The following is a 13198-nucleotide window of genomic DNA, read 5'->3' as shown; positions in this document are numbered from 1 at the left end:
CCAGCGCAAAAGGCCAGTTACGGTTTGCCCTGTAGGTGGCCTTTTGTGTTGGTTTTGACGCGACAGAGATACGTACCCGACACGATATACAGCATCGACCCGTCGTCGCCCCAGGCGCAGTTCGAGATCACCTCGCCCGTATCGATCCGCCCAATCAGTTTACCGGTCTTCCCGGCTCCCGAGGGCGCAATGACCAGCAAACCACCCGGTCCGCTCGCCCACAGGTTCCCCGCCTGATCGGCTTTCAGGCCATCGGGTACTTCTTTGTACCGGAGCCGGGGAAGCTTGCTCATATCGAAGTAGACACGGCCTTTACCCAGCGAGCCACCCGCCAGCACGGGATACGCCATAATGATCGGTCTGGCCGAGTCGGATTGCGACACGAACAGCGTTTTTTCGTCCATCGACAGCGCCAGTCCGTTGGGATACGTCAGGTCACTAACGAGCAGCGTAGCGGCACCCCGTCCACCGGCCGGCAAGCGGTAGACACCTTTCACGGGCTGTTCACGCGCCGGATCAGTGTCTTTCTTCGGCAGTCCATAGGTCGGGTCGGTGAAGTAAATACTACCGTCGGTGTGGACGAGTACGTCGTTGGGGCTATTATAGCGTTTGTTCTGGTACGCGTCGCTCACCGTTTCCTTACCCCCGTGACCAATCAGCGGCATGCGGGCAATGCGCCGGTCGCCATGTTCAGCCATCACCAGTCGCCCCTGCGGATCGATCGACATGCCATTCGCTCCCGGCTCTTCGCCATACGGCAGTCGACCAGTATAGCCCGAATGTTCCAGAAACTTTGTCGTCCCTTTCGTTGGCGACCAGCTATAGGTGATCTGCGCTTTCGTGTCGTTGACAAGCAGGTAGCTGCTGTCTTTCGCCCAGACAGGTCCCTCTAAGTGCGCAAACCCCGACCCGACAACTTCGATGACCGTACCCGGAGCGATCAGTTTGTCGAGCTGGGGGTCCATCCGGACGACGGCACCGATGGTGGTGTATTGGGCAGACTGGGCCAGCACGGACCCGGCCAGTAAGCTACTGACGACACAGAAGAAGAGAAATCGCATCATGTTGAGTATTCGGTTTGTAGTTTGTCGTTCGTGGTTGATCGGCAATGGCAGAACTAAGGGCGACAAACTGAAAACTACTCGCAGCATGTTATTGATTTCAATGATGATCATATTGTGACACCCCACCTGTGCCAGCCGGGCTGATTTTGAAACCTTAGCGCACACGCCCGGTTATCTGAGCAGGTTATCTGTTACGCTCAACGCATGAAAACGCAGCTACTAGGTCTGTTTACCCTGATGAGTATTGCATCCACGCAGGCCCAGCCGGGTCAATCGCAAACCCCACTCGAAACGGTCGCCGAATTCGGCAAATTCCAGCCCATCGGTCTTGGCGTTTCCAAAGAGCGCCGAATCTTCGTCACCTTCCCCAAGAAGCCGACGAACTACAACTACGGGCTGGCCGAAATTGTCAATGGCGAACGAAAGCCGTACCCCAATGCCGAATGGAATCAGTGGGATTCGCTAAAACCGAAAGACCGGTTCATGAACGTACAGGCGCTGTACGTCGACAATACCAACGCGCTGTGGGTACTCGACCCCGGCAATCCCGGCGAGGAAGCGACCATTCCCGACGGCGTTAAGCTGATGAAGATCGACCTCGCGACCAATAAAGTCGAGCAGATTTACCGGTTCGAGGATCTGCCCCGCGAACAAACGGCGCTCAACGACGTGCGCATCGACACGGAACATCAGTACGCTTACCTGTCGGACCCCAAGCGGTCGTCGGTGGTCGTACTAAACTTGAAAACGGGCAAAAGCCGGACGGTACTGACCGACGACAAATCGACCAAAGCCGAACCGGGTTTTACGCTACGGCTGGATGGCAAGGTCGTGAAAGACAAGACGGGGAAGCCGTTCAGTAGCAACGTCAACGGCATTGCTCTGACCGACGATAACACGTACTTCTATTACCGGGCCATCAACCAGACCAAGCTGTACCGCATCCCGACCGAAGCCCTGCGCAACGAATCGCTCAGTCCGGCGCAATTGTCGGCAGCGGTCGAAACGATGGGTGAAGTAGGCGTATCGCACGGTATGACATCCGACAAGGCCGGCAACGTCTACCTGACTGATTCACCGAACCAAGCCGTGCGGTATTTTACGCCGAAGCGGGAGCTGAAGACGCTTGTCCGCGACGGGCGGCTGATCTGGCCCGATAGTTTCGCTGTGGGTTGGGACGGCTATTTGTACCTGACCTGTGCGCAGATCAACCGGGGCAAAAAATACAACGACGGGGAAGACAAGACCGATTATCCGTACCGCCTGTACCGGATGAAACTTCCTAACTAGAGTTATAGATTTGGATAGTTGTAGCGTTGTAAAGTTGCGGTTCCCCGCCGGGACTACCGCGTCCAGTACCGCTGGCGTCAGCAACTTTATAACTTTACGACCTTACAACTTTATAACTATCAACTGACCTGTTCGCTCAATTTATTCGCGGTACGCGACCATTTGCGTTAATTCCGGGTTAATCCCGTACCAAGCCACCCCGGTCCGCTGCCGTTGGGTGGCTTCTTATTGGGTTCTATGAAGGCTTATTACGCATCAACAGCACTGCTTATTGGCACGATGACTCTGGCGTCGGCACAAACACCGGGACCAGATTCGCTGACCCGTTCGCTCGACGATACCTTACAGCTCAACGAGGTCATCGTCCGGGGCTACGCGACCAACCGCCGGTTGCTGGAAACACCGGCGTCGATTGGCCTGCTCGGGCGTCGCGACCTGAATCAACGGTTCGGCATCCCGACGCTGGTTCCGGCCCTCAATACCTTGCCCGGTGTTCGGGCCGACGAGCGGTCGCCGGGCAGTTACCGGCTGGCAATTCGGGGCAGCGCCATTCGCTCGCCATTCGGTGTGCGCAACGTGAAGACCTACTGGAATGAAATACCGTTGACCGATGCGGGCGGTAATACCCCGCTGAATGCCCTCGATGTGCGGGCGCTGGGGCGGCTGGAAGTCATCAAAGGCCCGTCGGGTAGTCTGTACGGTGCCGGTACGGGGGGCACGCTGCTGTTTAGTGGCCTGTCGGTACCCAGCGGTAAGACCAGCGTTGAACTGTCGGGGCTGGCAGGCAGCTACGGTCTTTACGGCAACGGGGTGTCGGTGCAGACAGGACGCGAAAACTCCGCTTTATCGGTCAGTTACAATCACCTGCAATCGGACGGGTATCGCGATCACAGTGCCTTAGTCCGGGATAACTTCAGCCTGACCAGCTCATTCGCCGTATCGCCCAAACGCACGATTTCCGTACTGGGCTTATATTCCGACCTGCACTACGAAACGCCGGGCGGTCTGAACGAAAATCAGTATCGGGCCAATCCACGAGCGTCGCGCCCGGCAACGGCGACGCTGCCCGGCAGTGCTCAGCAACAGGCCGGCATCTACCAGAAATTTGGGCTGCTGGGCGTGGCGCAGGAATACCGCTGGACCGACCGCATTCAGAACACAACCGTGCTCTACGGATCGACGACCGACTTTGCCAATCCGTTTATTACCAATTACGAAAAGCGGGCTGACCTGGGGCTGGGCGGGCGCACGATCACGCAGTTCCGGCTACCCGATGGGCCAATACCAACCACGTTTACGGTCGGCGGTGAGTTTCTGCGCAACTTCACGGTCGACCGGAATTTTGGTAACCGGCAGGGTGTACCCGACACCATTCAGACCGACGAGGAGCTGACCGCGCGGCAGCTCACGCTGTTTGCACAGGCCGAGATGAAACTGCCTGCCCAGTTTCGCCTGACGGCGGGCCTGAGCCGCAACAACGTTAGCTACGGGTTTACGCGCTTCCCCGTTCAGGCGACCAATGCCATTCCGGCTCAGTTGCTGACCCGCACTTTCGATCCCGTTTGGCTGCCCCGCGTGGCGTTGCTGCGTACGTTCTGTCAACGACTGTCAGCTTTTGTCAGCATCAGCACCGGCTATTCGGCCCCATCGAGCCAGGAAGTACGGCCGTCGGCGGGCGGGTTCAACACGACACTGGACCCCGAACGAGGAGCAAGCTACGAGGTTGGCCTGCGCGGATCGACCCGCGACGGACGACTTCGCGTCGACCTGGCCCTGTATCAGCTGGGATTACGCCAGACTATTGTGCGTCGATCAAATGCGGCCGGTGCCGAGTTTTTCGTCAACGCGGGTCGTACCGATCAGCGGGGGCTGGAGGGCCAGTTTTCGTACGATCTGTTCCAACCCGGTCTTGCGGCTACCACTCATTCCTTTGTCACGCTGGGTCGGCTCTGGACGAGTCTGACCCTGACCGATTACAGCTTCCGTGATTACCAGCAAGGCAACGCTGACCTGTCGAACAACCGCATACCGGGCGTCGCGCCGGTGACCGTCGTCGCGGGTTTCGACTTCGAGTCGCGGCCGGGCTTATACGCGCACCTGACCTACCAATACCTGAATCCGTTTCCGCTGAACGATGCCGGTACGGTACAGTCTGACCCGACGCGACTTCTTCAGGCCACGCTGGGCTACCGGCGCATTTGGGCGCAGCGCTGGACCGCTGACCTGTACGTGAGTGGCGACAATCTGCTCAATCAGGTGTATTCGCTGGGCTACGATATCAACGCTGTCGGTAACCGGTACTACAATGCTTCTCCGGCCCGGAATGCACTCGCCGGCCTGCGGCTTGGTCTGAAATGGTGATGAGCGGTACAGGTGCAGCAGGCTTACGGGCGTAGTTTTACAGCCGAACCTCTGCCCTAGCCACTACCTGTGCTGACTGTTACCGACCTAAACAAAGCGTACGAAGGGAAAACCGTACTGACCGTTCCTAAACTGACCGTTCCGCCCGGCATTCACTATTTCCGGGGCAGCAACGGCTCGGGCAAAACGACCTTCCTGCGTATCGTAGCGGGGCTGCTGCCCTTCACCGGGACGGTGTTGCTCGACAACACCTACGACAGCCAACGCCAGCCTGTCGACTATCGGCTTCGGGTGAATTACGCGGAAGCAGAGCCGGTTTACCCCGACTTTCTGACTGCCCGCGACCTGACCGCTTTTGTCGCCAAGGCTAAACGAGCGCCTGCCGGGCAAGTTGATCAATTGGCCGATCTGCTGGGCGTTACAGCCTTCTGGACGCAGCCGACCCGAACGTATTCGAGTGGTATGCTCAAGAAACTATCGCTTTTGCTGGCCTGGCTGGGTCGGCCGCAGTTGGTCTTGCTCGACGAGCCCCTGACGACACTCGACGTCGAAACGGCTGCCCGGCTGTTCGACTTTGTGCATCAGCAGGTTCGACGGGGCGTTTCGGTTTGGCTGACCTCCCACCAGGACGTTGCGCTCACCGGATTACCCATCACAGCCACCTGGCAGATCAGTACTGGCACGATACACCTGACATCCGATGCGTTCACTGGTTAGCCGGCTCTTTGTACGCCCATTCTACGCGCAGAACGCCGGTACCCTGCTGATCGGCCTGTTGCTGGCATTTGGCTTTATGCGCGCATCCGACCACGAAGCCCTGATCGACGCGGCCCTCGGCTCACCGATGCTACTCGGTTTCTTCATGTTCCTGTGGGGGCTTTATACCCTGAAGGCAGTCGCTTTCGTCCGGTCACAGCTCGCGGCTCCTGAGCAGCTGTTTTTCAACGCCTTTCGGCTGATCGCGGCCCCGGTTCGCGGACTGATCTGGCTGTGGGTAGTTGTTGACTTGCTTATTCCAATCCTCGGCTATGCGGGCTGGATGCTGTTTCGGGCCGTCCGTTTTGCGCAGTGGCCTGCCGTTTACGCCATCACCACAGCGGTAACGGGGCTGGTTACCGTGAGCGTAATCTGGGTCGATTACCGGCTACGACACCCGTCGCCGACCCGGCTACGGCTTTCGCTACCGTCCCTTCCCATTCCCTATCTGCTTTTTTTTCCGACGTACTGGCTTCGTAAAGAACCCATTTCGCTGGTACTGACGAAGGTTTCCTCGGGCCTATTACTGGTGGGTGTATGCCTACTCTACCCCACCGACGACTATGACGAGCGGTTACTTCTGATTGGCCTATTGCTGGCGGTTCTGTTTCATGCAGCCGTCAGTCGTCAGGTTAGCGCGTTTGACCGGCATTACCTGCTCCTGCTCGACAACATGCCGTATTCGGTCTGGCAACGGATTACGCAGTATCTGGCGCTGTACGCGCTAATCTGGCTACCGGAACTGGCCCTGTTGCTGCGTCATTGTCCCGACGCGGTTGCTGTACAGTACGTGCTACTACTCTGGCTGACTGGACTGGGCTGGCTGCTGCTGCTGCACACGCTGGTCTACGGCCGACAGGTTGATCCCGACCGCTGGCTGGCCTGTCTGTTTGCGGCTTTCGTGCTTGGTTTACTGACGATTATGGCTCATGTGCCTGCGTCAGTCTGGTGCGCCCTGGGCTGGGGTGCAACGATCGTGGTTAGCCGATTCCGACGGCTTCCGCTCAGGGTTGCGCCTTGATAAGCGTTACGGAACGGGCGTCGCCACTGCTGTAAATCAGCCGGAGCACGTACTGCCCGGTCGGTAGTTCCGAACCGAACCGAATCGGCTGTTCGCGCCGGGTCGGACCGATATGCAGGTGTTCGCGCCCCGCCAGGTCGAAAACACGCAGCTGTTGCAGATCACCGTCCGCGACGAACGTAAAGCCCCCCGACGATGGGTTCGGATAGACGGCGTTCAAGATCAGCGGTAAGGTCGGTTCGATATCGGTTACGATGCTGACCGTATCCAGCGAACCACGGGTGACGACTTTGAAGCTGATCCGGGCCATGTCGTTTTCATTGTCGTCCGTTCCCGAATCCGACGAGCTGTTGGGATCAGCATAAGCCGTTTCCGTAACCTGCGCGGCCAGTTGATACGTCCCGGTCTGCGTAGCCCGGACCCGAAAGGTAAAGGTCGTGTCGCGGTCCAGTTTTCGCACCGTACCCATGACGGTGCTGTCACGCCAGACCAGCCCCGGCGCATCCAGCAAAGTCAGACCAGCGGGCAGTCGACACGCCCACTGCACCCGGTTAGCAACCCGACTCACCGCCCCCGCTCCGCTGCGCAGGCGCACCGATACCACCGCCGGTTCATCAATCGGCACCGTTGCCTTCGCCAGTTGCATCGCCAGGCTTACGTCGACGGCTGGTAAGGTATCCCGCAGCAACACAACCGACTGAAAAGGAGACAGTGTAACCTGTCCGGTGTAGGCACGGTTTTGCAGGTCGCGGGCATTACCAGCGAGCGTAAACGTGCTATCGCGAAGACCCGGATTGTTCAGTAACTGCATGTACGCCCCCTGTTCGACGGCATTGACGGTCGCTTCCTGCACCGACACATTGTCGAGCCAGATGGGCTGCCCATTTTCCTGTAGCTGAAACGCCAGCAGCGCATCCGACTCCGAATCCGTAGCCGTAAACGCGATTTCGTAGGATTGGCGTCCCGTCGTGACCAGCCGGGTCGATCGGGAGGTCAGGTCGCTGTACGGGGCGTCGCGCCGGCGGATGTACACGTCGATGCGCTGATCGACGCCCTGCGTGATGGCATCGAACCGCAGTATGTACGATTTCCCTTTGGCCACCGCCTGCATGGATTTGTACAGCAACAGGTACGAGTCACGGGCAGGCGACGGGGGCGAAAACGTCATCCGCAGACTACCGCCATCCAGTGGACTGTTCTTGTCCCAGCCGACCAGGCCGTTCCCGCGCAGGCTCCAGGACTCCCAGCCGTTGACCGCTTGACTGAAGGAATCGGCAATGCGGCTGGACGTACTCAGGTTTTGCAGTGTGTAACCCGTGTAACGCAGCGGACTTGTGTGCGAGAACAAATCGTGCTGAAACTTATCCTGCCACTGCGACAACGACAGGTTAGCCACGACGTTTCCGTTATACACTGTCCTGATCGTCAGTACATCGTCGAAGGGGCGGGCGTAGTAGTTATGATCGATTGCGCCGTAAGCGGGCAGATCGTCCTGACTCGACAGGAAAAGTACCACGGGTTGCGTACTATTCCGCCCAACGAATTTATTGTTCTGGATGACGTTGTCACGGGGCAGACATTCACCCGAATAGGTGTATAGGCTCAGTTGCCCAAGCTGATTATTAAAACTGACGTTGCGCAGCACCTTTACGTTGTTGACCCCATGCAGCGCCAGTCCAGTGCCATTACAGCCAAATACCGTATTGTCCTGAATCGTAATGCCTGCGGTGCAATCGTCCATGAAAATACCGTGGGCACCGCTAAACACCATATCGGACGTACCCGAGGTCGTGCCGATCCCCCCCCAGATCACGTTTTGCTGAAGGGCGATATTGCTCATCGGCAGCTTGTTGCCGTTCCACAGGTAAATCCCGCCCCCGTCGCTCTTGATCGCGCAAAAGTTGCTGATGCTGTTTCGCCGGACGGTCGTGTTGTTCCAGATAGACAGCCCATTATAGCCAACACTGTCAATGACGTTGTTTTCGATCAGCACGTCCTGCCCCAGCGACTGAACGGCGCAAAACTGTCCGTCGCCACTTTTCCCCCGGCCAGGGTTCAGGCCAATAGTGCGGAGGGTATTGTTACGCAGCGTTACGTTCTGATACTGGCCGACGTTGATCCCGTTGTTATTGACGTTGGTCATCCGCACCTGACTGATGGATACGTTTTGTCCCGTCCCAACCAGCGTAATACCATCTTCGCCCGCGTGTATCAGGTCGACGTTCGTCAGTGTCAGGCCAGACACGTTACTGCCATACAGATGGTGACTCCGCGTCTGCATGATCTGCACATTCTGAATGCTGATGTTCGACACGTCGGTGAGTACGACACCATCATCAAACACTGTAGCCGTGACTGACTGCCCATTGGGGTCAGTACGACTCTGGTAGAGCAAGATGACCTTTTTCGCTGGGTCGTAGTACCACTCGCCGTCCTGGTCGAGCGTTGCCGGGTGGTTCTGAATGAAGTAGCCCCAACCATCCGTTAAGGCATAGTTCGATGGGTTAGTCAGGCTGAGTGTGTTACCACGCTGCCCGGTGATGGTGGCGCGGTCGATGATCCAGTGCGTAGGCCTGACGACAACTTCCGCGCCAACCCAATTGGTCGTCAGGGCCTGCCGACTGGTCAACTGATTGTTGCCAACGTGTCCCTGCACTGTCAGAAAACCGGCATCGGCTTCCTGCGGATTCGGGTAGCGGCCCAGCGGTAGGGCTATGTTATTGGCAAACAGTCCCGTTACGCGGCTCCCACAGTCGGGGCAGGCAGCCTGCCATTTGTTGGTGCCCGTCTGCACCCAGCCGGTCAGGGGCAGGCTGCCACTGAGGATCGGTCGCTGCCCGGTACCATACGCGTCGATGCGAATGGGGGCGTTGGCAGTGCCGGCCTGTCGGATGGTGAGCGTACCGCGAAAGGTGTCGCCCCGCCGGAACAGAACAGCGTCGCCGGGCACAAGCTGTAGACTACTGACTTTACTCAGGCTTTGAAACGGCGTCACGACGGACTTACCATCATTGGCGTCTTTCCCGTTGACGGCTACGTAGTACGTTGTCTGCGCCCACGACTGAATGACGACCGACGACACGACCGACAGCATACAGCCCCAAAGCACAGCAAAACGCAACGTATTCATAGGTACTTACGAAACAGACAGCGCTGACAACCATCAGGCAGTAGCTGCAATTGTAGCTGAAGATGTAAACAAGAAGCACTAGCCTGGTGCGAACGCCTGCCTGCGATTATCCCCGGATACCACGCGCCACTTTTCTAATGGTGTCGATAGAACCGGGAATTGCTTTCAGGCACGGTAAATCTGCAAATCTACCTCGATAAAACCCTATTTCTGTAGACTAAGTTGTATCACTGTTCAGTACGCACATTTACCAAATCCATACAATATTCTATCAATCAGTATCTTACCTGATAAGTACTAGTGATTTCGCGCTTTATTTATTTAGTAAGCGTAGTGTTTTTACGGTTGTAGTATCGTAAACAGTGAACGCTGGGGGGAAAGCAAAGTGGCTAACCGGTATACTATAAACGCATGCACGCCCGAAAACGATTACCCTGGTAACAGAGCAGGCCCCAGACGTACGCAGTAGCGCGTCTATCGAGGGACTGTCATTGAAAACCGGGTTTTTGTGGGCTACCGATTCTGGTTGGTACGACCGTTTAATTCACGTTCCAGATCGCTCTCTTCGGTTTCGGCGGCTGGTTTTGCCGGACGAACCGGCTCGAACCGGGGCTTCTCGGCCCGCACCGGCTTGGTGACAACCGAACGAGTAGCCGATTGATTCGCGGCTAGCGAGGGCTTGACTTCGGCGGTCCGGGTGGGCTCAGCTACGCGTGCCGATCGCCGGTCACGCCCCTCCGCGCTGGTACGTACCCGTTTCTGCCGGCTCCGGTCGGCGGCTTCTGGCACGGCACGTTCGGTAATCGGCTCGACCGCTGCCGTTCGTTCTGGAACCGGTACAGGAGCCGTGGTACCTACTGCCGGTAGAGTTGACCGAACCACCGGCTGTGAACCAACGCTCGCGTCCTGCCGGCACAAAGACGGCAGCAACTGGCAACGATAGGTAACGCCCGTATAAAGCAGGGCGACTACGACCGCAGCGCCTGCGATCAGCTTGCCGGTTCGCCGGGTAGTCGAATTCGCTTCCCGCGACGCGACGGTTTGGGTCAGTACCTTGTTGGCGTTGGTATGCGTAGCTGCGATACGGCTGCATCGCCCGGTCAGCGCTACGGTTCGGGTACCGACTGCCGACTGGAGTGTCAGTGTACCTTCATGCAAGCCCGCCCGGTCGGGCTGGTATCGTATATGTATGTACGTTCCCGACGGCTCGTAAGTCAGGGAGAGCATCGCGCCAAAAATCGGGCGCGCGTCACTGGCAAGCTGAAATACCGCAGGCAGGTCAGTCGAGGCTGTCACGCGCCCGTCTTTTTCATCGGTCGTTACTCGCAGCACCAGAAACACAGGTTTGCCTGGTATCGTTTTGGGAAACGTCAGCGACTGCTCACTGCTGGTTAATTCAGAGGTTGTCATAGGCCAATCGCTACATCAGGGGCTGATTGGCTCCGCCGTGTATGCTGTAGCTGGTAACAGATCTTGTTGATTACTTTACGAAGATACGCATCATTCCAACCAGGATTCCACTGTTCCATGAATGATTATCGTATGGCCCCCGGCCTAATTATCTCATTATAAGATCATTAAAAAAGCAGTCATTTTGTAGACTATGATCGTTGACTCTAGAAAACCTGCTTAGATGCCAAAACGGGATAACTGTACTAGTGGGCATTTATCGAATAAGTTTCATAGGAAATAAGAAAAGTACCGTGCTTTTATTTACCTATTTCCAGTTATGGTATCTTGCCTATCTCACCTCCTGCTCTTTCGTGAACAACAGTTCTATCTCCGGTTTACTTACACTATCGGCACGGTAGATAATAATCCCGTTTGCTATTGTGTATATCAATTTTCCCCGCTAAATATTTGTACACCGTTGACGACGTAATTGCTGATTGCCCTTCCCCCGAAGCTAAATACAGTATGCCGTCAAGTAGCCGTAGCTGTCTTTGAAAATTCCTGTATTGCCGTGCATAATGCTACCGCATTGTGCTGCCACAGCGGGTACATTCTGTAATGACCCATATCTTACACAACGAACAAAGAACTATGACTACAGTTCAATTGCCTGCGCACAGGCAGCCTACCCCTGTCGACATGATCGTTTGGCTTGAGGGCGAGGCCAACTATACCCGCGTACATTACCGGGATGGTAGCTTCACGCTGGTCACGCATCCGTTACAGTGGTTCGACCAAAAGCTCGATTTCATCCGGGTTCACCGCTCCGCGATCGTTAACCCGATGTACGTGCGTGAATTCAAACAACGCAAAAGCCGAGCGGGCTGGGTGCAACTGCACAATGGCAAGATTTTACCCGTATCGCGCAGTCGCCTGACCTACACCGATACACAACTTAAAGCTGTTCAATAGCGGTTCGGCCACGTCAGTAACCGTCGCCTGACCCCGTATCCAGTCGTCGTACCGAGTCTGTCCGGCAATCGTAAGCGACCTGTATGTATCCTTTGCTTGTCCAATTATGCCTGCTCCTATTGTTCTGTTCGGCTACAAGCGTCCCACCGAGCTGAAAGCAACGATAAAAGCACTTCAGGCCAATTACCTGGCCCCCGAAAGTGACTTGTTTATTTTCGTCGACGCTCCCAAAAAACCAACCGATGAAGCCGGTGTTGCCGACGTGCATGCCGTGATGGATGGTATCACGGGGTTCAAGTCGATTTACCGGGATTATGCGGAGAAAAACATCGGTTGCGCGGACTCCATTATCCGGGGCATCTCGTATGTGCTGGACCGGTACCCAACGGCGATCATCGTTGAAGACGATCTGATCACGTCCCCCAATTTCCTGGACTACATGAATCAGTGTCTGGTTCATTACGAGTCGCACAAGCGCGTGTATTCGATTGCCGGGTATACCTTTCCCTTCAAACAGCCGGTCGACCATACGACCGATACGTACCTGATTCCACGGCACAGTCCCTGGGGCTGGGCCACCTGGCGCGACCGCTGGCAGGCCATCGACTGGGACATGACCGATTACCCGGCTTTTGCGGGTGATCGGCGGCAGCAGAAAGCGTTTATGCAGGGCGGCTCCGATTTAGTAAAGATGTTACAGGATCAGATGGAAGGCCGTTCGGATGCCTGGGATATTCGGTTCTGCTACAATCGGTTTCGGGCCGACGGACTCAGTGTTTACCCGACCGTGTCGAAGGTTCAAAACATTGGCTTCGGCGACCAGGCAACGCATACCAACATCTACAATCGGTATAAAACCCAGCTTGACGATGGAACACGACGCACGTTTACGTTAACAGACCATATCGATACGACACCCTATTATCATCGGCAGACGCTAAACAAATACAGCATACCAACCCGCATTTTCAATAAGCTGAAGACGTACGCTGGTATGCGCTAATTCCTGCAGTTAGTCTTCAAAAATACCTGTCCCTGCCTACCGGAATGAGTTGATACACATCAACTCGTCCGGTAGGCAGGGCTTTTTATTGACTTATTTTACTATTTTGTGTTACTATTTTTATAATATAGGCAACAGAAAAGCTTAACCAAGTTAGTATATAGAAATTTGGTACACTTAGTGCACAGCGCATTTATACGGCAGCGCTG

At 56.2% G+C, this 13198-nt stretch carries 9 protein-coding genes; 6 read left to right on the top strand and 3 right to left on the bottom strand.

The features are described from left to right. Positions 1-17: 17 nt before the first annotated feature. The gene (locus CLV58_RS13735) at positions 18-1064 is read right to left on the bottom strand and encodes an SMP-30/gluconolactonase/LRE family protein (RefSeq protein ID WP_342748909.1); all 1047 of its coding nucleotides are present in this window, start codon (positions 1062-1064) and stop codon (positions 18-20) included. 204 nt (positions 1065-1268) lie between these two features. Between CLV58_RS13735 and CLV58_RS13730 the strand changes: the two genes are divergently transcribed. The 4 genes from CLV58_RS13730 (at position 1269) to CLV58_RS13715 (ending at position 6492) form a co-directional block, all read left to right on the top strand. Then, entirely contained in the window at positions 1269-2354 is a 1086-nt protein-coding gene (locus tag CLV58_RS13730; protein WP_106138399.1) for an SMP-30/gluconolactonase/LRE family protein, read from the top strand. A 237-nt stretch (positions 2355-2591) separates the two neighbouring features. Beyond that, positions 2592-4715: a TonB-dependent receptor gene (locus tag CLV58_RS13725; RefSeq protein WP_342748908.1), complete on the top strand. Its 2124-nt coding sequence runs from the start codon at positions 2592-2594 to the stop codon at positions 4713-4715. A gap of 69 nt (positions 4716-4784) precedes the next feature. Continuing rightward, complete coding sequence (locus CLV58_RS13720) at positions 4785-5432, top strand: ABC transporter ATP-binding protein (RefSeq protein ID WP_106138397.1); 648 nt, start codon at positions 4785-4787, stop codon at positions 5430-5432. Continuing rightward, complete coding sequence (locus CLV58_RS13715) at positions 5416-6492, top strand: hypothetical protein (RefSeq protein WP_106138396.1); 1077 nt, start codon at positions 5416-5418, stop codon at positions 6490-6492. The genes CLV58_RS13720 and CLV58_RS13715 overlap by 17 nt, the downstream gene beginning before the upstream one ends. On the opposite strand, the gene CLV58_RS13710 is transcribed toward CLV58_RS13715, so the two are convergent. After that, a complete protein-coding gene (locus CLV58_RS13710) occupies positions 6476-9622 on the bottom strand; it encodes a right-handed parallel beta-helix repeat-containing protein (RefSeq protein ID WP_106138395.1) in 3147 nt (1048 codons plus the stop codon). The genes CLV58_RS13715 and CLV58_RS13710 overlap by 17 nt on opposite strands. A gap of 513 nt (positions 9623-10135) precedes the next feature. Beyond that, positions 10136-11032 (bottom strand): hypothetical protein, encoded by an 897-nt coding sequence (locus CLV58_RS13705; protein ID WP_106138394.1) that lies wholly within the window; start codon positions 11030-11032, stop codon positions 10136-10138. A gap of 633 nt (positions 11033-11665) precedes the next feature. Here CLV58_RS13705 and CLV58_RS13700 point away from each other — a divergent pair. After that, complete coding sequence (locus CLV58_RS13700; RefSeq protein WP_170108703.1) at positions 11666-11986, top strand: LytTR family DNA-binding domain-containing protein; 321 nt, start codon at positions 11666-11668, stop codon at positions 11984-11986. A 106-nt stretch (positions 11987-12092) separates the two neighbouring features. After that, entirely contained in the window at positions 12093-12989 is an 897-nt protein-coding gene (locus CLV58_RS13695) for a glycosyltransferase family protein (RefSeq protein ID WP_106138392.1), read from the top strand. Positions 12990-13198: the final 209 nt, after the last annotated feature.

The sequence above is a fragment of the Spirosoma oryzae genome, assembly GCF_003002825.1.
Taxonomy (GTDB): Bacteria; Bacteroidota; Bacteroidia; order Cytophagales; family Spirosomataceae; genus Spirosoma; species Spirosoma oryzae.
Note: the sequence above shows the minus strand (reverse complement) of the source record. Positions and strands in the feature narration are given on the sequence as shown.